18 protein-coding genes are annotated in these 19,932 nt (G+C 62.6%); 5 read left to right on the forward strand and 13 right to left on the reverse strand.

The genetic code is table 11. The features are described 5' to 3' along the window. Positions 1-15: 15 nt before the first annotated feature. The 5 genes from OGR47_RS03705 to rph all read right to left on the reverse strand — a co-directional run bounded on the left by OGR47_RS03705 (position 16) and on the right by rph (position 4,398). A complete protein-coding gene (locus OGR47_RS03705; protein WP_246729647.1) occupies positions 16-582 on the reverse strand; it encodes a methylated-DNA--[protein]-cysteine S-methyltransferase in 567 nt (188 codons plus the stop codon). Beyond that, positions 569-937, reverse strand: coding sequence for a DUF779 domain-containing protein (locus OGR47_RS03710; protein WP_165051177.1), 369 nt, complete (start codon positions 935-937; stop codon positions 569-571). The genes OGR47_RS03705 and OGR47_RS03710 overlap by 14 nt, the downstream gene beginning before the upstream one ends. Positions 938-1,057: 120 nt before the next feature. Further along, the gene (gene adh, locus OGR47_RS03715) at positions 1,058-2,575 is read right to left on the reverse strand and encodes an aldehyde dehydrogenase (protein ID WP_165051120.1); all 1,518 of its coding nucleotides are present in this window, start codon (positions 2,573-2,575) and stop codon (positions 1,058-1,060) included. A 298-nt stretch (positions 2,576-2,873) separates the two neighbouring features. Then, positions 2,874-3,503: an RdgB/HAM1 family non-canonical purine NTP pyrophosphatase gene (gene rdgB / locus OGR47_RS03720; RefSeq protein ID WP_165051118.1), complete on the reverse strand. Its 630-nt coding sequence runs from the start codon at positions 3,501-3,503 to the stop codon at positions 2,874-2,876. Between the two features lie 181 nt (positions 3,504-3,684). After that, entirely contained in the window at positions 3,685-4,398 is a 714-nt protein-coding gene (gene rph / locus OGR47_RS03725) for a ribonuclease PH (RefSeq protein WP_165051116.1), read from the reverse strand. 161 nt (positions 4,399-4,559) lie between these two features. On the opposite strand from rph, the gene OGR47_RS03730 reads away from it, so the two are divergent. Continuing rightward, complete coding sequence (locus tag OGR47_RS03730; protein WP_165051113.1) at positions 4,560-6,638, forward strand: elongation factor G; 2,079 nt, start codon at positions 4,560-4,562, stop codon at positions 6,636-6,638. Positions 6,639-6,641: 3 nt separating this feature from the next. Here OGR47_RS03730 and OGR47_RS03735 read toward each other — a convergent pair whose 3' ends face one another. Next, positions 6,642-7,934 (reverse strand): SCP2 sterol-binding domain-containing protein, encoded by a 1,293-nt coding sequence (locus OGR47_RS03735; protein WP_165051111.1) that lies wholly within the window; start codon positions 7,932-7,934, stop codon positions 6,642-6,644. A gap of 34 nt (positions 7,935-7,968) precedes the next feature. Beyond that, positions 7,969-8,445, reverse strand: coding sequence for a MarR family winged helix-turn-helix transcriptional regulator (locus tag OGR47_RS03740; protein WP_246729646.1), 477 nt, complete (start codon positions 8,443-8,445; stop codon positions 7,969-7,971). A 118-nt stretch (positions 8,446-8,563) separates the two neighbouring features. Here OGR47_RS03740 and OGR47_RS03745 point away from each other — a divergent pair, with 118 nt between their 5' ends. Then, positions 8,564-8,770: a hypothetical protein gene (locus tag OGR47_RS03745; RefSeq protein ID WP_165051109.1), complete on the forward strand. Its 207-nt coding sequence runs from the start codon at positions 8,564-8,566 to the stop codon at positions 8,768-8,770. Between the two features lie 230 nt (positions 8,771-9,000). Here the strand turns inward: OGR47_RS03745 and OGR47_RS03750 are convergent, their stop codons facing one another. Then, positions 9,001-10,278 carry a DUF2235 domain-containing protein gene (locus OGR47_RS03750; protein WP_165051107.1) on the reverse strand — a complete coding sequence of 426 codons (1,278 nt, stop codon included), beginning with the start codon at positions 10,276-10,278 and terminating at the stop codon, positions 9,001-9,003. Positions 10,279-10,429: 151 nt separating this feature from the next. Between OGR47_RS03750 and OGR47_RS03755 the strand changes: the two genes are divergently transcribed. Further along, a complete protein-coding gene (locus OGR47_RS03755) occupies positions 10,430-11,437 on the forward strand; it encodes a sulfate ABC transporter substrate-binding protein (protein WP_165051105.1) in 1,008 nt (335 codons plus the stop codon). Between the two features lie 58 nt (positions 11,438-11,495). Here the strand turns inward: OGR47_RS03755 and OGR47_RS03760 are convergent, their stop codons facing one another. The 3 genes from OGR47_RS03760 to OGR47_RS03770 all read right to left on the reverse strand — a co-directional run bounded on the left by OGR47_RS03760 (position 11,496) and on the right by OGR47_RS03770 (position 14,664). Continuing rightward, complete coding sequence (locus OGR47_RS03760) at positions 11,496-12,533, reverse strand: lysylphosphatidylglycerol synthase transmembrane domain-containing protein (protein WP_165051102.1); 1,038 nt, start codon at positions 12,531-12,533, stop codon at positions 11,496-11,498. A gap of 111 nt (positions 12,534-12,644) precedes the next feature. Continuing rightward, a complete protein-coding gene (gene phbB / locus OGR47_RS03765; protein ID WP_165051100.1) occupies positions 12,645-13,370 on the reverse strand; it encodes an acetoacetyl-CoA reductase in 726 nt (241 codons plus the stop codon). A gap of 118 nt (positions 13,371-13,488) precedes the next feature. Further along, entirely contained in the window at positions 13,489-14,664 is a 1,176-nt protein-coding gene (locus OGR47_RS03770; RefSeq protein WP_165051098.1) for an acetyl-CoA C-acetyltransferase, read from the reverse strand. 245 nt (positions 14,665-14,909) lie between these two features. On the opposite strand from OGR47_RS03770, the gene phaR reads away from it, so the two are divergent. Then, the gene (phaR, locus tag OGR47_RS03775; protein ID WP_165051096.1) at positions 14,910-15,539 is read left to right on the forward strand and encodes a polyhydroxyalkanoate synthesis repressor PhaR; all 630 of its coding nucleotides are present in this window, start codon (positions 14,910-14,912) and stop codon (positions 15,537-15,539) included. A gap of 106 nt (positions 15,540-15,645) precedes the next feature. Next, on the forward strand, positions 15,646-16,677 hold the full coding sequence (locus tag OGR47_RS03780) for a GGDEF domain-containing protein (protein WP_165051094.1): 1,032 nt from the start codon (positions 15,646-15,648) through the stop codon (positions 16,675-16,677). 273 nt (positions 16,678-16,950) lie between these two features. Here OGR47_RS03780 and ychF read toward each other — a convergent pair whose 3' ends face one another. Next, complete coding sequence (ychF, locus tag OGR47_RS03785; protein WP_165051091.1) at positions 16,951-18,048, reverse strand: redox-regulated ATPase YchF; 1,098 nt, start codon at positions 18,046-18,048, stop codon at positions 16,951-16,953. 120 nt (positions 18,049-18,168) lie between these two features. Continuing rightward, positions 18,169-19,893, reverse strand: coding sequence for a di-heme-cytochrome C peroxidase (locus OGR47_RS03790; protein WP_206527430.1), 1,725 nt, complete (start codon positions 19,891-19,893; stop codon positions 18,169-18,171). Positions 19,894-19,932 lie beyond the last annotated feature (39 nt).

The following is a 19,932-nucleotide window of genomic DNA, read 5'->3' on the forward strand; positions in this document are numbered from 1 at the left end:
AGTAAGCGCGGCTGATCACGCGACATGGCGGGGGAGGAGCGCCTTCTCCCGCGCCAGCAGCGCGCGCTTGCGGTCGGCTCCCCAGTGGTAGCCGGACAGGGCGCCGTCGCTGCGCAGCACGCGGTGGCAGGGAACGGCGACCGCCACAGGATTCGCGGCAATGGCGCTGCCGACCGCGCGCGTGGCTTTCGGCGACCCGATGCGCCGTGCGATTTCCGCGTAACTCGTCGTCTGGCCCGGCGGGATCGCGCGCAACGCCGTCCAGACGCGCTTCTGGAAGTCCGTGCCGCGTGCGTCGATGGGAAAGCCAACGTGAATGTCGGGCGTTTCGATCATCGCTATCGCTGCGCCGACGAGCGCGCCGCCGTCCGCATCCTCGATGAGCAAGGCCTTTTTGAAACGCCTGCGCAGGTCTTCGCGCAGAGCCTCGGCGTCATCTCCGAGCAATATGGCGCAGACGCCTTTCTCGCTCACCGCGATCAACGCCAGGCCAAGGCTGCATCTCCTCAGCGCATAATGGATCGTCTCTTCGCCACGCATCGGAACTTCAGGCGGCGTCACATGCGGGCTATGTGTTTTCATCGAAGGCCCTAAGCTCCTCATCAGAGAACAGCCTCGAACGGGTCAGAAATCGCAGGCCTGTTCCGTTGTCGAGGGAGAACATGCCGCCCTGGCCCGGCACAATATCGATGACGAGCTGGGTGTGTTTCCAATAATCGAATTGCCCGAGGCCCATATAAAAAGGCGCGCCGCCGATCTCCCCGAGCTTAACATCATTATCGCCAACCAGGAACTCGCCCTGCGGATAGCACATGGGCGCCGAGCCGTCGCAGCAGCCGCCGGATTGATGGAACAGGATGGGGCCGTGCGCGCGGCACAGGCGTTCGATGAGGTCGAGCGCGGTTTCAGTTGCGACGACTCTTTGGGGCTGGTTCATTCTGTTCAAGACCCCCTCCCCAGCCCTCCCCCGCTTTCGCGGGAGAGGGAGTAAATCGTGGCCTTCATAAGCAACGCCGATCGCGAGCGTCCCCTCTCCCGCGAAGCGGGGGAGGGAGCCTCAGAAGAACCCGAGCTTCTTCGGGCTGTAGCTCACCAGCATGTTTTTCGTCTGCTGATAGTGATCGAGCATCATCTTGTGGTTCTCGCGCCCGATGCCCGATTGCTTGTAGCCGCCAAAGGCCGCGTGCGCCGGATAGGCGTGATAGCAATTGGTCCAGACACGGCCGGCCTGGATCGCGCGGCCGAAGCGGTAGCAGCGGTTGATGTCGCGGCTCCATACGCCGGCGCCAAGGCCATAGAGCGTGTCATTGGCGATATGCAGCGCTTCGTCATCGTCTTTGAAGGTCGTCACCGACACCACGGGACCGAAGATTTCCTCCTGGAAGACGCGCATGCGGTTATGGCCGTGCAGCACGGTCGGCTTCACATAGTAACCGCCGGCAAGATCGCCCTCGAGCTTGTTGCGCTCGCCGCCTGCGAGCACCTTGGCGCCCTCCTGTTTGCCGATGTCGATATAGCTCAGGATTTTCTCGAGCTGCTCGGAAGAGGCCTGCGCGCCGATCATCGTCTCGGGGTCGAGCGGATTGCCTTGCTTGATGGCGCCTACGCGCGCGAGCGCGCGCTCCATGAAGCGGTCATAGATCTTCTCGTGCACCAGCGCGCGGCTCGGGCAGGTGCAGACCTCGCCCTGGTTGAGCGCGAACATCACGAAGCCTTCGATGGCCTTGTCGAAGAAGTCGTCGTCCTCGCGCGCGACATCCTCGAAGAAGACGTTGGGCGACTTGCCGCCGAGCTCCAAGGTCACCGGGATCAGCGACTGACTGGCGTATTGCATGATCAGCCGGCCTGTCGTCGTCTCGCCGGTGAAAGCGATCTTGGCGATGCGGTTGGAGGAGGCGAGCGGCTTGCCGGCCTCCAGGCCAAAGCCGTTGACGATGTTCAGCACGCCCTTTGGCAGCAGGTCGCCGACGACCTCCGCCCAGACGAGAATGCTCGCGGGCGTCTGCTCGGCCGGCTTGATGATGACGCAATTGCCGGCGGCGAGCGCAGGCGCGAGCTTCCACGCCGCCATGAGCAAGGGGAAGTTCCAGGGGATGATCTGGCCGACGACGCCGAGCGGCTCGTGGAAGTGATAGGCCACGGTGTCGTGGTCGATTTCGGAAATGCCGCCTTCCTGCGCGCGCACGGCGCCTGCGAAATAGCGGAAGTGGTCGATCGCGAGCGGAATGTCGGCCGCCATGGTCTCGCGGATCGGCTTGCCATTGTCCCAGGTCTCGGCGGTCGCGAGGAGCGCGAGGTTCTCCTCCATGCGGTCCGCTACCTTGTTGAGAATGCGCGCGCGCTCAGCCGGGCTTGTCCGGCCCCATGCGTCCTTTGCGGCATGGGCGGCGTCCAGCGCGGCGTCGATGTCGTCCTTGTCCGAGCGGGCGATCTCACAGACCTTCTGGCCTGTGATTGGGGAAATATTATCGAAGATGCGGCCGGACTTGGCGTCCGCCCATTCGCCGTTGATGAAATTGCCGTAGCGCGCCTTGAAGGGCGGCTTCGCGGCGGCGAAAGCCTCGTGCTTGGTCATTGACGGCCTTCCCTTGGGTTTCCAGCGTCGTGCGCCTTGGCGGCGCGTCTTTACCGTTGGAAGATAGTAAGGCACAGCTGCGCAACAAGAGAAAGGCGGCCAGGAAGCTTGATCCTGTGTAATTGCGACGCGGCTTTTTAAGGCGTTCTACAGTCGCAGGCGAAAGCGTCGGCCTGCCGGGAAGATCTCCGCCGTCATTGCGAGGAGCGTAGCGACGAAGCAATCCAGAGCCGCCACTGCTGCCTCAGGATTGCTTCGCTTCGCTCGCAATGACGGGTAAGCTCCGGCCAATAAAAGACTAATCCAAACACGCCTTCGCCATGGCTTGAAACGCCCGCGCCCGATGCGAGAGCGCGCGCGAGCCGTCGCCGGGCAGGGCGTGCTTCTCGGCCGACATCATCTCGCCGAAGGTCTTGTCGAGCTCGTCGGGCTTGAAGATCGGATCATAGCCGAAGCCCTTGTCGCCTTTGGGCGGGAAGACAAGCACGCCATCTACGCGGCCCTCGAATTCCTCTATATGCCCGTCGGGCCAGACCACCGCGAGCGCGCAGGTGAAGTTGGCGCGATAGGGGGGCGTCGCGCCGCGCTCGTCGAGCTTTTGGCGCACGAGCTGGCAAGCCGCCTTGAAGTCCCGGTCTTCGCCAGCCCAGCGGGCTGAATAGATTCCCGGCGCGCCGTCGAGGGCGTCGACGCAAAGGCCGGAATCATCGGCAAAGGCGGGGAGGCCGGAGGCCATCGCGGCGGAGCGCGCCTTCAACGCCGCATTGCCGCGGAAGGTCGTCTCCGTCTCTTCCGGCTCAGGAAGGCCGAGATCGCCCGCTGAAACGGCGTCGACGCCATGCGGGGCCAGCAGCTGCTGAAGCTCCCAGAGCTTGCCGGGATTGTGCGTTGCGATGACGAGCTTGCCGTGGATTTTTCGGTGGGTCATGTGCGTCAGCATTTCTTTTGCGGAAGAGCCCCCTCCCTGTCCCTCCCGCGCCATAGGGCGTCTGGAAGACGCCCGTCTCTCGACGGGCTGTGGCGGGAGAGGGGACGCTCAAGATCAGCGTTCTGGATGAAGGCGACGTTCTGCCCCCTCTCCCGCGAAGCGGGGAGGGTTTGGGAGGGGGTTACGCCAGCGCCGCCTTTTGCAGCGCAACAAGCTCCGCGACGCCTTTTTGCGCGAGCGCCAGCATGGCGGAAAGCTCGTCTTGCGAAAACACCGCAACTTCCGCCGTCGCTTGAATTTCGACGAGGCCGCCCGAGCCGGTAACGACGAAATTGGCGTCGGTCTGCGCGGTGGAATCTTCCGCGTAATCCAGATCGAGCACTGGCGCGCCATTGAAGATGCCGCAGGAGACCGCCGCCACATGGTCGCGCAGCGGATTCTCCTTGATGATGGAGCGCGAGCGCATCCATTCGAAACAATCGCGCAGCGCGATCCAGGCGCCGGTGATCGACGCGGTGCGCGTGCCGCCATCGGCCTGGATCACGTCGCAGTCGAGCATGATCTGACGTTCGCCCATCGCGGGAAGATTGGTCACGGCGCGCAGCGAGCGACCGATGAGGCGCTGGATTTCCTGCGTGCGGCCCGAGAGCTTGCCCGCCGAGGATTCACGGCGCGTGCGCGTATGCGTGGCGCGCGGCAGCATTGAATATTCCGCCGTAACCCAGCCGCGGCCCTGTCCGCGCAGCCATTGCGGCGGCTTGTCTTCGAGCGACGCATTGCACAAGACCTGCGTATTGCCGAATTTCACGAGGCATGAGCCTTCGGCGTAGCGGGTGACGCCGCGCTCGAAACTCACCAGGCGCATCTCGTCTGGCGCGCGCTTGCTGGGACGCATGAAGGCTCCTTTTCGTTCTCAAGATTAGAGCGCTTCTAACGCGCTTTGGCTTGCGTTGGAAGCGCCTGCGGCGTTCATCTCACTTGCGCTAATAGAGACATGGTGGGACCATCCCGCAACGGGGCCGGTTCAAAAGGCTCCGATGCAAAAGGGAGGATAGAATGGGCGACACCTTCTCCCACGAAGCGAGAGCGCGGGGCTCCCGGCTGATCGCGCTGGCCGGTCCCTTCCAAAGCGGCAAGACCACGCTGCTCGAAGCAATTCTCGCTTCCACCAAGACAATCGCAAAGCAAGGCTCGGTTGCAGACGGTTCGAGCGTGGGCGACGCCAGTCCCGAGGCGCGGGCGCATAAGATGAGCGTCGAGGCGAATTTCGCCACCATCGACTATATGGGCGATCGCTACAATTTCATCGATCTTCCCGGTTCCATCGAATTCGCGCATGAGGCGCGCAACATTCTTGCCGCCGTCGACGCGGCTGTCGTTGTCTGCGAAGCGGATGAGCGCAAGATCGCGGCGTTGCAATTGACGCTGCGTCAGCTCGAGGAGTTGGGGGTTCCGCATCTCCTGTTTCTCAACAAGATCGACGCGGCGACGATCGACATGCGTGAGGCGTTGACCATCCTGCAGCCCGCGTCGCGCGCGCCTTTGCTGTTGCGCCAAATCCCGATCTGGAGCAACGGCGTCGCCGTCGGCTTCATCGATCTCGCTCTCGAGCGCGCTTACGTCTATCGCGAACATGCGCCGTCCGAAGTGATCGAAATACCGCAGGGCGAGGCGGTGCTGGAGAAAGAGGCGCGCTATTCCATGCTGGAGCGACTCGCCGATTACGATGACGCCCTCATGGAGGAGTTGATCACCGACATTGAACCGCCGCGCGATCAGGTCTTCGACGATCTGACGAAAGAATTGCGCGCCGGGCTGGTGGCCCCGGTCTTCATTGGCTCGGCCGAGCGCGGCGCGGGCGTCACACGGCTGCTGAAGGCATTGCGGCACGAGGCGCCGGGCGTCCCGGAGACGCGGGCGCGGCTCGGCGTCGCGGAGAATGGCCCGCCGATGGCGCGCGTCCTTCGCACCACGCATACGTCGCATGGCGGCAAGCTGTCGATCGCGCGCGTGTTGCGCGGCGCATTGGCGGACGGGCAGACGGTTCTCAGCGCGCAGGGCGAGGATCGCATCTCCGGCATGTCGCGTTTCACGGGCGCCGCTCTCACCAAGACGAGCGACGTCAAAGAGGGCGACGTCGTCGCGCTCGGCCGGCTCGAACATGCGCAGACCGGCGACACTGTGGTCGCCGATGGGAAGGCGGACCTCGCCAAGCTCGACACGCGCGCGCGCGTCCCCGATCCCGTGCATGCGCTGGCGCTCGTCGTGAAGGACCGCAAGGACGAAATGCGCCTGACGGCCGCGATGGCCAAACTCGTCGAGGAAGATCCCTCCCTCGTCTTCGTGCATGATCAGGAGATGTCGCAGATCAAGCTCTATGGCCAGGGCGAGATGCATCTGCGCGTCGCCTTGGAGCGGCTGCAATCGCGTTTTGGCGTTACAGTCGACGTGTCGAAGCCGAGCGTGGCCTATCGCGAGACGATCCGTCACAAGGTGACGGTGCGGGGGCGGCACAAGAAGCAATCCGGCGGCCACGGCCAGTTCGGGGACGTCGTGCTGGAAGTCGCGCCGCGCGAGCGCGGGGAGGGCTTCGCCTTCGCCGAGCGCGTGCATGGCGGCGCGGTGCCCAGGCAATATTTCTCTTCCGTCGAAGCGGGGTGCCAGGACGCGCTGATCCATGGGCCGCTCGGCTTTCCCGTGGTCGATGTCGAAGCCGTGCTGACCGATGGGTCGTACCATACGGTCGATTCATCCGACATGGCGTTCCGCACGGCGGCGCGCATCGGCATGAGCGAGGCCTTGGGAAAGGCCGAGCCGATCCTGCTCGAGCCCGTCCTCGCCGTCGATATCTTCGTGCCGAGCGAGGCCATGTCGCGCGCGACCGGACTCGTGTCGGCGCGGCGCGGGCAGATCATCGGCTTCGGCCCGCGCGAGGGTTGGACCGGATGGGACAAGCTCGAGGCGCTGATCCCCGAGGCGGAGATGGACAATCTCATCGTCGAGCTGCGCTCGGCGACGGCGGGCGCCGGCTATTTCCAGTCGCGCTTCGATCATCTGGCGGAAGTCGTCGGCAGGCAGGCGCGCGATATTGTCGCCGCGCATTCCAGTCAGCCGGCGCGGATGGCGGTGGGGTAGCGATCAGCCGGGAAAGCACTTGCCGAAGGCCATGAGCAATCTTGGGTCGCCGCGCAGTTTGATGCGGCGACTCAGCAGCGCCCATGGCAGGCTCGTTTCCTTGCGCAGGAAGCGTATCCAGGTCTCGCTGTCAGCAGTGACGGCGAGGTCCGGCTGCCCGACGAGGCCGTTTTCTACCGACAATCTCTTATCCGCAATGACGACAGTCGCCTGACGGCGCCGCGCGCCCGTGAAAGAGAAATGATAGACGGCGCCGAGCCCCTCAGATTTGTTGCGCTGAAACGCGTTACGAAGGCTGGCTAAAAAATTATCGACATTCGTCAGTCGTATCGACGCTCCGACATGTTTGATCCGCTTATGCGGAAAGCGCCGCGCGACATAATCCTCAGCGTCCGATCCTCGCCGCACATAAATGGTCTCGACCTTTTCCTTCAGCGGATCGAGGACGGCGCTCAGGAAATTCTTCTTGTCGTCCCGATAGGCGCCGATGACGTCTTCGCCCGCGGGGCAGACGGCCAGGCAATAAGCCGCTTTGTAGTTTGGCCCATAGGCAAGGCTTTGCCACATCGAGACTGTCTCGGCGTCGTCGAATTTCTCTCGATAGGCGCGCGCGTTTTTGGCGTCGGCGATGGTTTCGACGAAGTCCGTGAACCCGCCCATGAATTCGCGGTAGTTATGCGTGTAGCAGGCTGAAAAATCGAAATGGCCGTCAGGCGCGATGGCGCCGGTGGGGCAGGCTGCGATGCATAGCTTGCATTCGAGACAGGGATTGTAATCGATCGGCATGCAATCATGCGCGACGTCCATGTCGATCACGACGGTTCCGAGCAGAATAAAATTGCCGAACTTCGGGTGAATCACATTACGGTGGATTCCCATGCGTCCAAGGCCTGCTGCGACGGCGACGGGCTTATGGGCGACGACCCACATTTTGCCGGGCCATCTTTCGGCTTCCATTGGAAAGGCAAGCGGCGGATAGGCGGCGCGTCGCCCGAGTCCTTCGAGAGTTTCCACGATCGTGCGCGCGATCTCGTCGCACTCGTGGCCCGCATGATGGAATTCGATATTCGCCAGCGAGCGCGCCGGGCTGCGAATGTTTTCTCGATTCATCTTCACGACGAAAGAAATGAGCGTGCGCGCGAAGGGGAATGCGGCGAGGATGTCGGCGCGCTGATCGTCGAGGGCGGCGTTGTCGATCGCGACCAAGCCGCAGTCGTCAGCGCCGGCCGCGAGGGCGATCTTGCGTAGCTCGTGCGAGTCGAGCATCGGGGGAACGACATTCGCGAACGCATTCATGGCATATACCCCTTTTTACGTAAAATGACGCGGGTCAGTCTCGCTCTCCGAGGTCGGCGCTTACATTTATTAGTTCCCGCAATTCGGAGAGCAAATTTTGCAGCCGCTCGGCGCCGAATTGTTTTTCGACGGCGTCCTGAGCCTCGCGCCAATGCGGCATGGCGTTGGCGAGTGTCGACTCGCCGAAGGGCGTCAGCGCCACTTTGCGCGTGCGCCGATCCTCGCCGGGCTTCACCTTCACAAGCCCGCGCTTCTGCATAACAGCGAGGTTCCGGGCGAGCGCGCTGCGGTCCATCACAAAGGCGTCCGCCAGCTTGCTCACCGTGGCGCCGCCGGTCAGCGCGCAGGCGACGAGCAAGGAATATTGCGTCGGCTCCAACCCCGTCTTGGCCATGAACTGCCCGTAGAGCCTCGTCACGGCGCGGCTGGCGCGGCGCACATTGGCGGCGGCGCAGCTTTGCGCGCAGGCTCTAACGTCGGCGGGGTTGAAGTCGGTCATATAAACAAGCATATGCCCCTTTATGGAGTTTCGTCAATGTGCGCGCGGGCACAGCGCCCTATGTGCGCCTGGGAGATGATCTCAGGGTCGCGCGGCCGGCCGGCGCGCTTACAACTATCGGAGCGTCGTCATGCGCTTGTTTGTCGTCTTTACGGCGGTCATTTTCGCCAGCGCCTTGGGTTTCTTCACGAATACGGAGAGTTCGGCGGAGCGTTCGCTGACAAAGCAAGAAGCGCAAACGGAAGAGGCGAGCGTGCGCTGCGCCAAGAAGATTGCGGTCGGCCCCCGCGGGACCGAGACGGCTTGTCTGATGCAAAAGCACAAGGGGCGCGCGTAAGGCTGGGGGCAGCGTTCCAGCGGTGGAGGGTGGCAGGGGGACGGTTCACGGTCACCCGTCTGGAATGACCTAAGGGAGTCACACATCTCGGGGGCCGCCGCGCTTGTCCAAGACAAGCCCGGGCATTAGGAGGGCGACGACATGAAAATGTGTGCATGCGGTAGCTGGAATGATAAGGAGCCGAGAGAGGCGGCCCATGCCGAGCAAGGGCCGCCTAGCCCCTTTTCTTTTTAAGCTTGTGCGTCCTCGACAGCCGGCGCGCCGGCGGGCGCCTTGTCGCGCGCCAGATTGAGCGGCCAGTAGTTCGTGTCCTTTGCGAGCTTTTCGCGTGTGCAATCCGAGAGATCGATCTCGAAGTCGTTTTTCATCGGGAATTGGTCGATGCTCGCCGCGAGCGCCGGGGAGTGGTCGATCTGGCGAATGAAGTCGCCGTTCGCCTGCACGCGATCAATAAGCTGCGCTTCGTTCTTGCGAATAATCTTCAGCAGCGCTTTCGGCCAGTAGACGTAGATCTTCGTCGTCCACTGATACCAAATTGTCTGCGAATTATGGAGCGCGGCCAGCGGATCGGGGTGAAAGGCGCGCGATTGAACGTCGCTGTAATCCCGCACGCTCAGGCCATGCGCCTTGGCCTTGTCGACCATCCACTTCAGCGCACAATCGGAGAGGCTCGAGTCCTCATAGCCGCCGCCGACGTCCGAGTGCACGCCCGGGAACCAGGCTTCCTCATAGTTGAACGTCGATCTGTCGCCAGTCGCGTGCAAATCGGCGGCTTCCTGTTTGCGTCTGAGCGTCAATTCCATGCGCGTTGGACGGAAGGGCCAGCGCTTTTCGTCGATCGAGGCGGCGTGATAGGCGTTGAGAATGATCGGGCTGATCTTGGTGTCGTGGAATTGCGTGGGAAAGAACTGGTTGAGCAGCCATCCCATTACGACGCCGAAAGGCGCGCCGAGAGCGCCGACCGTGTCCCAAACGCCGAGGAATTTGATCTCCTCCCCGCCATTCGTATAGGCGTTTCGAAAATCCTTCGACGCTTGGCTGTCCGGATGCCATTGCGGGTCGGCGCTTCGGTAATGGCTGAAGGCCTCGTCGACCAGATGCAAATACTCGCGCTGGAGAATGCCGACGTTATAGATCATGCCCGCGAGGCTGCGGACCGTATAGGCGCCGCGGCTGAAGCCGAAGAGGAAAATCTCGTCGCCGGGCGCGTAATTGCTGACGAGAAAGCGGTAGGCGTCCTTGATATTGTCGGAGATGCCGTAACCGAAGCCGCCGCCGGTGATGCGCTCGTCCCAGCGCGTGCCGACGCCACGGACATAATAAGCGACCTGTGGGCAGCCGTTTCCGTCATCGATGCGCGTCAATTCGAAGAGACGCAGCACGTTGGTGGGGCAGGGCTGGCCGTTCTGGCTTTTCTGGTCTTCCTTGTTCCAGGTGCCGTCACAGAAGACCACGAGCCTCTTGCAATCTCGCTGGCCGGCCGACCTGCTTGGCGGGACGTCGCTCATAAATCACCTTCGATGAAAGAAACGCCGCAACAGGGTTTTATCTGACAGTTTGGGACATCGCGCAATGCGTGTCGGATTGCCGGGCTGCGAGGCGGTTGACTAGTAGGCTATATTGTCTATTGATTTAATCTTCTATTTCTCGGAGTCAGGCATGCGCCATCTTCCGTTCTCAAAGCTCGCTTGCATCCTTCTCGCCGGTTTGTTCGCGGCCCCGGCCCTCGCGGGGCAGACCCTGCTCAATGTGTCCTACGACCCCACGCGTGAGCTGTATAAGGCGGTCAACAAATCCTTTGCCGAGGAATGGGAGAAAAAAACCGGAGAGGAGATTTCCCTCCAGAGTTCGCATGGCGGATCGGGCGCACAGGCACGTTCGGTGATCGACGGGCTCCCCGCCGATGTGGTGACCTTGGCGCTCGCCAATGACATCGACGCCATCGCTTCGAAAACGGGAAAAATCCCTGCCGACTGGCAGAAGCGGCTGCCAAATAATTCTGCTCCCTACACGTCGACCATCGTTCTGCTGGTGCGAAAGGGTAATCCGAAGGGGATCAAGGATTGGGACGGGCTCGCCAAGCCTGGCGTCGTCGTCGTCGCGCCCAATCCCAAGACCGGCGGCGGCGCGCGCTGGAATTTCCTTGCCGCCTGGGCCTATGGGCTGAAGGCCTTCAAGGGCGACGAGGCGAAGACGCAGGCGTTCCTGAAGGCGATCTACGCCAATGCTCCCGTGCTCGACACCGGCGCGCGGGGCTCGACGGTCACCTTTGCCCAGCGCGGCATCGGCGACGTGCTGATCGCTTGGGAGAACGAAGCTTTTCTCGCCTTGCAGGAGTTCGGCTCGGACAAATTCGAGATCGTCACGCCCTCGATTTCCATCCTGGCAGAACCCGCCGTCTCGCTCGTGGACGGCAATGTCGACGCCAAGGGAACACGCAAGCCGGCGGAAGCCTTCCTCGCTTTTCTCTTCGAGCCGGCGACGCAGGCGACAATCGCGAAATACGGCTATCGCCCTGCCTATCCGCAGCATGCCGCCAAAGAGGATTTGCGGCGCTTCGCCAAGATCGACCTCGTTACCATCGACAAGCAATTCGGCGGCTGGCCGGCGGCGCAGAAGAAGTTCTTTGCAGATGGCGGGGTGTTCGACGAGATTCAGAAACGGTGATGCGCCCGGGCGTAGCGCTCAAAGCTGCGCCAGCGCCCTCACGAAGCCGATGCGCCGATCAACGGGGCGAAGCTTTGCGGCCTCTCACGCTGTCGGCTGGCTTCTTTCCGAAAAAGCGCGGAAATCCGGCGACCAGAAAGGCGAAGGCGATCGCCGTATGGGGCGCGGTGATCGAGAGGTGATAGGCCAGCGCCGCCGAGATCGCTTTTTCCGCCGACACCCCATGCGCCGTCGTCAGATAGGCGACGATGCCCGCCTCGAACACGCCAAGCCCCGCGGGGCTGGCGGGGACAGCGATCGCCAGTGCGCCGATCGCGAGCAGCGTCATGGCGGAAAGCACGCCAAAGTCGATCTCGGGAAAGATCGTCCTGAAGAGGACCAGGACCAGACAGACATTCATGGTCCAGATCAGCGCGGTGCAAAGCGCAGCTCGTGGGACGCTTTGATGTGCGAGCAGCGTTTCCGCCTGTCGCACGAAAGACTCGAGCCGCGTGCTTTTCAGTATTTTCCATTCCGACGGTCGCAAGACGCCCGTCTTCGGCCGAAACCGCGCGAGCAGTAAAATGCTCGGGACGAGGATCAGGGCGAGTGCAAGAGGCGTCGATGGCGGGACGTCGACAAACGGCGACTGCGTGCTGGCGACAATGAGGGCAAGCGCGACGACCGCCAAGAGATCATAGAGCTTCTCGATCACGACCGCGGCGCCGAGGCTACCGAGCGGAAAGCCAAAATATGCCCCGCCCACATAGATCTTCGCGGCTTCCCCGACCCGGAAGGGGATCAGGCTGTTCAGCGTGAAGCCGACATTCGCGATGAGAAAACAGGGAAGCGGTTTTGTCTGCAATATCGCGGCGAGCCGCAATCCATAAAGCGTCAGAACCGCCGCGTTCATGGCCATTGCGACGAGAATGGCGTGCACCGGCGTTTGCCGCAGTTGGTCCAGCACATTCCGGTAGCTCACCTTATCGCTGAGCCAATAAGCGACATAAATGAAAAGGCATGCGTTTAGCGTAAGCGCAATATGCCGGCCGTGTCCGGCGAAGAGTTTCGTCGATCGCGCGAGCATATTGCTTTGCGGCGATAGCGCCGGGGGCATGCTGATTGCCTCTCGGAAGGGCGGTTGAGTAGTTACGAGTGGCTCAGATGGACGCCAAAAAAATGGCCGGCGCAAGGGCCGGCCATATCGATCACTCGGCAACCGCGCGGCTTACGCCATATACTGGCCGCCGTTGACGGTCAGCGTCGAGCCGGTGATGAAGCCGGCGTCATCCGCGGCCAGGAACACGACAGCGCGGGCGATCTCCTCCGGCTCGCCGAGGCGGCCGACGGCGATATAGGGGATGATGTGCTTGTCGAGCACGTCCTGCGGCACGGCCTTCACCATGTCGGTGCCGATATAGCCCGGCGCGATGGCGTTGACGGTGATGCCCTTGGAGGCGCTCTCCTGCGCCAGCGCCTTCACGAAGCCGATGTCGCCGGCCTTGGAGGCCGAGTAGTTCGTCTGGCCGGCCTGGCCCTTCTGGCCATTGATCGACGAGATGACGATGATGCGGCCGAAACCACGGTCGCGCATGCCGTTGATGACCGGGCGCGTGACGTTGAAGAGCGAGTTCAGGTTGGTGTTGATCACCGCCTGCCACTGCGCGAGCTCCATCTTGTGGAACAGGCGGTCCTTGGTGATGCCGGCGTTGTTGACGAGGATCTCGACCGGGCCGAGGTCCTTCTCGATGGCGGCGACGCCGGCCGCGCAAGCGTCGTAATCGGACACGTCGAACTTATAGACCGGAATGCCGGTCTCGGCCTTGAACTTGTTGGCGGCCTCGTCATTGCCGGCATAGGTGGCGGCAACATTGTAACCAGCGGCCTTCAGCGCCTTCGAAATCGCCTCGCCGATGCCGCGCGTGCCGCCCGTGACAACTGCAACTCTCGCCATTTTGGATGTCTCCCTTGGTTTCGTCTCAAAAGAAAAGCCGGCGCCGGACCGCGAACCCTAAGGGCTCGCTCGTCGACGGCGCCGGAAAAATGCTCGCCGGTAGGCGCGTGGTTCGCTCTTAGCGCTCCACGGTCAGGGCGATGCCCATGCCGCCGCCGATGCACAGCGTCGCGAGGCCCTTCTTGGCGTTGCGGCGGCCCATCTCATGCAGCAGGGTGATGAGAACGCGCGCGCCCGAAGCGCCGATCGGATGGCCGATGGCGATGGCGCCGCCATTGACGTTCACGATGTCCGTGTTCCAGCCCATGTCCTTGTTGACGGCGAGGGCCTGAGCGGCGAAGGCCTCATTGGCCTCGACGAGATCGAGGTCGGAGACCTTCCAGCCGGCCTTCTCCAGCGCCTTGCGCGAGGCCGGGATCGGGCCCGAGCCCATCTCCGACGGATCGACGCCGGCGGTCGCCCAGGAGGCGATGCGGGCGAGCGGGGTGAGGCCGCGCTTGGCCGCCTCGGCCGCGCTCATCACGACGAGCGCCGCGCCGCCGTCATTGATGCCGGAGGCGTTGGCCGCCGTCACCGTGCCGTCCTTGATGAAGGCCGGACGCAGCTTGGAGACGCCTTCGAGCGTCACGCCGTGCTTGACATATTCGTCGGCGTCGACCGTCACGTCGCCCTTGCGGGTCGAGATCGTGAAGGGGACGATCTCGTCCTTGAACTTGCCGGCCTTCTGGGCGGCTTCGGCCTTGTTCTGCGAGGCGACGGCGAAAGCGTCCTGCTCCTCGCGGGTGATCTGCCACTTCTTGGCGACGTTCTCGGCGGTGATGCCCATGTGGTAGTTGTTGAAGGCGTCGGTGAGGCCGTCCATGATCATCGTGTCGATGAACTTCATGTCGCCCATCTTGGTGCCGGCGCGCAGATGCGCGGCGTGGGCCGAGAGCGACATGGACTCCTGGCCGCCGGCGACGATGATCTGGGCGTCGCCCGCCTGGATCTGCTGGGCGGCGAGCGCGACGGCGCGCAGGCCCGAGCCGCAGACCTGATTGACGGTGAAAGCGGTCTTGGAGTCCGGAACGCCGGCCTTGATGGCCGTCTGGCGGGCCGGGTTCTGGCCCTGGGCGGCGGTCAGCACCTGGCCGAGGATGACTTCGTCGACCACGCCGGCTTCGAGCTTGGCGCGCTCCAGGGCGGCTTTGACAGCAGCGGCGCCGAGCTCGTGGGCCGGAACCGTCGCAAAGGCTCCGTTGAACGATCCGACGGCGGTGCGCGCCGCGGAAACGATCACGATATCGGTCGTCATTTCTGTCTCCCTTTCAAAGATAGGTTGGGCTCTCGAGCCCCTGAGCGCCCAGCCGGGGCGGTCTTGGTTGAGCATTTCGCGCTTGCGTTCGTCAAGCCGTGGCCCGTTTTGCACGGAATTAGCCGCGAGCGAAAGCTGTCCATGAGGAAAATATTGCCGCAGGCGCCAAAATGCGCTTATCGTCAAGCGGCTGGGCTTGACCGTTTTTCAGGCAGCCCGCCGGCGAGGGGAGCGGTGTCAGGCGTATGGCGAACGAGAAGAAACCGACCGTAATCAAGAAATACGCCAACCGTCGGCTCTATGACACGGGGACGAGCACTTACGTTACGCTGGAGGATCTCGCCACGATGGTCAAGCGCGGCGAGGATTTCGTCGTTTGCGACGCCAAGAGCGGCGAGGACATCACCCGGCCGGTTCTGACCCAGATCATCTTCGAGCAGGAGGGCAAGGACGGCCAGAGCCTGCTGCCGATCGCCTTCTTGCGTCAGCTCATCCGCTTCTACGGCGACAGCATGCAGATGCTGGTGCCGAGCTATCTCGAGTTCTCGATCGACAAGCTCACCAAGGAACAGCAAAAATTCCGCGACCAATTCTCCTCCGCGCTGCCGCCGGGCCCCTTCACTGAGCCCACCCGGCAGGCCTTCCAGGCGATGGAGGAGCAGGCGCGCAAGAACATGGCCGTGTTCCGGCAGGCGCTTACCATGTTCAACCCCTTTGGCTTGCCGGCCGAAAACATTTCGAGCGGGGCGTCGTCCTCGATCGACGGGCACGAAGCCTCGGCCGCTGCAGGCAAGGAGGCGGGCGACGTCGCCGAGCTGAAACGGCAACTCGACGAGCTCAATAAGCGTATCGATAATCTCTCCAAACCCGGCTGATGATTTACACCTCATAGCCGACTGGATACGAATTTTAAGGGACTTTGCCTTTCAATAGGCGCTCAGGTTGCGCTGGCGGATAGCGCGCTTTGGGCGTTTTGAGAGCATGGGCCACATTATCGATACGGTTGCGACCCTTACCGATCACCGGGATAGGAACGCGCTCGTAGACACATTGTTATCGGTGTTTCACGGTCTGCTGGGCGCTTCCCGGCTGACTCTTTGGAATATTGTCGACCGGAAGGGATCGGTGTGGATACGCCGGCGGGCGGATTTCGGATCGCCGCGCGGCGAAGAGATCGAAGCTCCCGCGCCCCAGCCCAGCAATATGCTTATCCCCCTCGAGACGTGCGGCGCCTTGCGCGATTGTTTCAATTCGAAAGAGCCATCGTGCGGCGCGGCGGGCCCGGCGGGCGGGGTGCGCTACGTCTTTCCCGTCATGGATGGGCAGGAAGTGATCGACCTGCTGGAGGTCACGCGTTCTTCGCCCCTCAGTCACGAACAGCAGCGCATGATCACGGGGATGCTGCGCATCTACCGCAACCATCTGGGCATATTGGACTACGGAGACTGCGACGAGCTCACGGGGCTGCGCAACCGGCGAACCTTCCACGACAGCTTCGCAAGGCTCGGCAGTTGCGCCGGCTGCCAGGAAAAATGCAACAACGTGCGCACGCCTTGCGCGCGCTACCCCTATCTTGCGGTCGTCGACATCGACCATTTCAAGCGCGTCAACGACTCCTTCGGCCATCCGTTCGGGGACGAGGTTTTGGTTCTCTTCGCGGGTTTGCTGCGGGAGTGCTTCAGCGATCACGACCGCTTGTTCAGATTTGGCGGGGAAGAGTTTCTGGTCATTCTTGACCACGCGACAATGGATGAGGCCTTTGGCGCGCTCGAGAATTTCAGAAACAGGATCGAGGTATTCCGTTTTCCGCAGGTCGGGCCGATAACGGCCAGCGTCGGCTATACGCGGGTGACCGGCGGGGATACTGGCGCAAGCGCCTTCGGCCGCGCCGATGCGGCGCTTTATGTCGCCAAGCAAAGCGGGCGGAATCAGATCCGCTCGCATGAGATGCTGGTGGCTGACGGGCTGATACAGGGCAAGATCGCCGTCGGCCAGGACGTCGAGCTGTTTTGAGCCAGGGACCGCGAGCCTGCAGGCGCGCATCGTTTGTTGACAAACCTCCGAGGCGGCCTCGTCCTTCGAGACGCGAGCTTCGCTCGCTCCTCAGGAAGAGGCCTAAGTGTTTGACGAAGTTTCAGAGGCTCCTCATGCTGAGGAGCCTGCGCAGCAGGCGTCTCGAAGCACGAGGGGCGTCATCGCCACTTTGTCAACAGTCTGCGCGCGCCTTCAGGCGCGCATTTGTCCAGCGAGCCGGAAGGCTCGCGGTCCAGGGTCCTCCGCCGGTCGTTACGTATTGAACCGGAAGTGCATCACGTCGCCGTCGGCGACGACATAGTCCTTGCCTTCCAGCCGCAGCCTTCCCGCATCGCGCGCGCCCGCTTCGCCCTTGTAGGCGACGTAATCGTCATAGGCGATGGTTTCGGCGCGGATGAAGCCCTTCTCGAAATCGGTGTGGATCACGCCTGCGGCCTGTGGCGCGCGCGTGCCTTTTTCGATGGTCCAGGCGCGGGCCTCCTTCGGGCCGACGGTAAAATAGGTGATGAGATGCAACAGGTCGTAACCGGCGCGGATGACGCGATTGAGGCCGGGCTCCGTGAGGCCGACCGCCTCTAGAAAGTCCTTCTGCTCCTCGATGGGCATCACCGCGATCTCGCTCTCGATCTTGGCGGAGACGACGACCGAGGCGGCGCCTTCCTCGGCGGCGCGGGCGGCAACCTTGGCGGAATTGGCGTTGCCTTCGGCGGCTGAGGTTTCCTCCACATTGCAGACATAGAGAACGGGCTTCGATGACAGGAGCCCAAGCCCGTTGAAGTTTACGCGCTCTTCCTCGGCGACCTTCGCCATGCGGGCCGGCTTGCCGTCGCGCAGCAGAACCAGGCAGCGGTTCATGAGGTCGAGAAGCTCCTTGGACTCCTTGTCGCCGCCCTTGGCCTTCTTCTCCAGCGGGACGACGCGCTTCTCGAGACTTTCGAGGTCAGCGAGCATCAGCTCGGTTTCGATCGTTTCTATGTCGCGGATCGGATCGACGCCGCCTTCGACATGGGTCACGTCGCCGTCCTCGAAGCAGCGCACGACATGGGCGATGGCGTCGCATTCGCGGATATTGGCGAGAAACTGATTGCCCAGCCCTTCGCCTTTGGAGGCGCCACGCACGAGGCCCGCGATATCGACGAAGGTCAGCCGCGTGGGAATGATCTGCTTGGAGCCGGCCACCCTGGTGAGTTCTTCCAGGCGCGGGTCGGGCACCGCCACTTCGCCGACATTCGGCTCGATGGTGCAGAAGGGGTAATTTGCGGCCTGCGCCGCCGCCGTCTGGGTCAGCGCGTTGAAAAGGGTCGATTTGCCGACATTCGGCAGACCGACGATGCCGCATTTAAAGCCCATAGCCGTCCCGTTCGATTGGTGAATGTTTCGTTGGCGGGCGGTATGGGGGGCGCCGGCGCAAAAGGCAAGGGGCGCCGAAGCGCCCCTGCTATTTGTCTTTATTCCCGCGACGGGCTGTCGTCAGAGGCTCTTCAAATATTCGAGGAGCGCCTTCTTCTCCTCGGGCGCCAGTTTCGTCCCGAACTCATGGCCGCAGCGGCTGTTGCCCGAGTCGCGCTTGGAGCAGTCGTCCGCCGTATAGGTCGAGTTCAGACCCGGCTGATCCTTGGCCAGACCGACATTCTCGATATCGTAGTTCACGCCGACCTTGAAGGAAGCCGGGCGCTCGGCAGCCGGTTTCAGCAGATCGGCGAGCGTCGGCACCGAGCCGTTGTGCAGATAGGGCGCGACAGCCCAAATGCCCTTCATCACGCGCGATTCATATTTGATGGGGGCCGCTGTTTCGGGCTTCGCGTAAAGGTTCTTCAGAGCCGATTTGATCTGGCTGTTAATCGCCGCCTGCAGCTGCTGCGGCGATCTCGAATCCCGCTGGATGCAGGCGTCGACGATCGGCTTGAAGACGTCCAGGCCGAAATGCAGCGGCGCCTCCAGGATCGAGCCGATCACGGACACGCCGAGAATGGAGAAAATCTTGTCCCTGGGCTTCAACGGCGTGTCTGCGCCGGGAACCAGCGGGATGAACGCCCCTTCCAGCACGCCCGTATCGGCTTCTCGCGCGAGGATTTTATATTCGCGCGAATCCGTTTCGACGTCCTGAAGCGGCGTCGCCCAGGTATTGGGATTGCAGAGACGCGGCTCTCCCGCCGTCTCGGCGTGGCAGCCGCTCGCGCAATCCTTTTCGTAGATCGCTTTGCCTCGCGTGACGAGATCAGGGTCGAGCTTCCAGGGCCATTTCGGCGGGTCGATTTTCTTGAGCAGGAATTCGAGCTGCTGCAAGCCGGCGAAGTTAAGCGAGGACTCGTTGAGAAAATCGACGATGTTCAGATCCGGCAGAATCTTCGAGGGGCGATAGACGCCGAACACGCCGTAAACCTCGCCGACATTCCTCGCGAGGCCGAGAATGTCATCGCCGTTCTTCGCGAATCCAGGCCATTGGGTGATGTCCTGGATGGGCGCATTCCAAACGAAGGGATAGCGCACGGGCGCGTCGGCGCGCGCGATATTCTCTTCGATGATCCGCAGCGGCGGGTGGCCGATATCGAGGCCCGCAACGCGGTTGAAGATCATCGAGACCGCATCGGCGCGGCCGACGCCCCAGCCGGGTGTCGGAAGCGCGCGCGTCATCAGCGTGTGATAGGGCTTGAACCATGCCTCGACGTCGTCATGCAGTTGCTTATGCGCATGCGGGCTCTGCGAACCGACAGCTTTTGCGAATTCGTCGAAGGCGGCTTGATCGGTAAGGATTTTCTCGACTGCCTTGTCGAGATCCGTCAGGAAAGACTGGAAATCGGATAGCGCCGGCCCGCCGTCGATGCGCCAGGAGGCGCCCTGGACGTTGATTTGACGAACGTGGCAGCCGGAGCATGTCATGCTCAGCGTCCTGACGCCGCTTTCCGAGGCGGTCAGGAACCCGACGGGCAGGCCTGGCGTCGGGCTTTCAGGATTGGGCAGATAGCCGTAGCGGGCCATGCTGTCGTCGAGGAAGCCCGTGCCGTCGGTGCGCTTCAAGGCTTTGAACCAAGCGAAGGGAATGATTCGCGCGCCCTGGTCCCGCGTATAAAAGTCGTTACGGTTCGCCTGGGTCCATTGGCTCCCTTGGTTCGCGTAAGTCACTTCCGCTGCGGATGGAAAAGCGCTTGCCAGGGTTATGAGCGATGCGGCACCGAGTGTGGCGACTGACGACATAAATCTTTCGTATTTTGACATGTTTTCTCCCCCAAATGA

The sequence above is a fragment of the Methylocystis sp. MJC1 genome (genome assembly GCF_026427715.1).
Classification (GTDB): domain Bacteria; phylum Pseudomonadota; class Alphaproteobacteria; order Rhizobiales; family Beijerinckiaceae; genus Methylocystis.

Excerpts from the sequence above, each read along its gene's own strand:
- phaR (WP_165051096.1), top strand. The coding sequence starts at position 14,910 with ATGGCGAACGAGAAGAAACCGACCGTAATCAAGAAATACGCCAACCGT.
- OGR47_RS03780 (WP_165051094.1), top strand. The coding sequence starts at position 15,646 with ATGGGCCACATTATCGATACGGTTGCGACCCTTACCGATCACCGGGAT.
- adh (WP_165051120.1), bottom strand. The coding sequence starts at position 2,575 with ATGACCAAGCACGAGGCTTTCGCCGCCGCGAAGCCGCCCTTCAAGGCG.
- OGR47_RS03740 (WP_246729646.1), bottom strand. The coding sequence starts at position 8,445 with ATGCTTGTTTATATGACCGACTTCAACCCCGCCGACGTTAGAGCCTGC.
- OGR47_RS03730 (WP_165051113.1), top strand. The coding sequence starts at position 4,560 with ATGGGCGACACCTTCTCCCACGAAGCGAGAGCGCGGGGCTCCCGGCTG.
- OGR47_RS03760 (WP_165051102.1), bottom strand. The coding sequence starts at position 12,533 with ATGCCCCCGGCGCTATCGCCGCAAAGCAATATGCTCGCGCGATCGACG.
- OGR47_RS03745 (WP_165051109.1), top strand. The coding sequence starts at position 8,564 with ATGCGCTTGTTTGTCGTCTTTACGGCGGTCATTTTCGCCAGCGCCTTG.
- OGR47_RS03710 (WP_165051177.1), bottom strand. The coding sequence starts at position 937 with ATGAACCAGCCCCAAAGAGTCGTCGCAACTGAAACCGCGCTCGACCTC.
- ychF (WP_165051091.1), bottom strand. The coding sequence starts at position 18,048 with ATGGGCTTTAAATGCGGCATCGTCGGTCTGCCGAATGTCGGCAAATCG.
- OGR47_RS03735 (WP_165051111.1), bottom strand. The coding sequence starts at position 7,934 with ATGAATGCGTTCGCGAATGTCGTTCCCCCGATGCTCGACTCGCACGAG.
- OGR47_RS03790 (WP_206527430.1), bottom strand. The coding sequence starts at position 19,893 with ATGTCGTCAGTCGCCACACTCGGTGCCGCATCGCTCATAACCCTGGCA.
- phbB (WP_165051100.1), bottom strand. The coding sequence starts at position 13,370 with ATGGCGAGAGTTGCAGTTGTCACGGGCGGCACGCGCGGCATCGGCGAG.
- OGR47_RS03705 (WP_246729647.1), bottom strand. The coding sequence starts at position 582 with ATGAAAACACATAGCCCGCATGTGACGCCGCCTGAAGTTCCGATGCGT.
- rph (WP_165051116.1), bottom strand. The coding sequence starts at position 4,398 with ATGCGTCCCAGCAAGCGCGCGCCAGACGAGATGCGCCTGGTGAGTTTC.
- OGR47_RS03770 (WP_165051098.1), bottom strand. The coding sequence starts at position 14,664 with ATGACGACCGATATCGTGATCGTTTCCGCGGCGCGCACCGCCGTCGGA.
- OGR47_RS03750 (WP_165051107.1), bottom strand. The coding sequence starts at position 10,278 with ATGAGCGACGTCCCGCCAAGCAGGTCGGCCGGCCAGCGAGATTGCAAG.
- OGR47_RS03755 (WP_165051105.1), top strand. The coding sequence starts at position 10,430 with ATGCGCCATCTTCCGTTCTCAAAGCTCGCTTGCATCCTTCTCGCCGGT.
- rdgB (WP_165051118.1), bottom strand. The coding sequence starts at position 3,503 with ATGACCCACCGAAAAATCCACGGCAAGCTCGTCATCGCAACGCACAAT.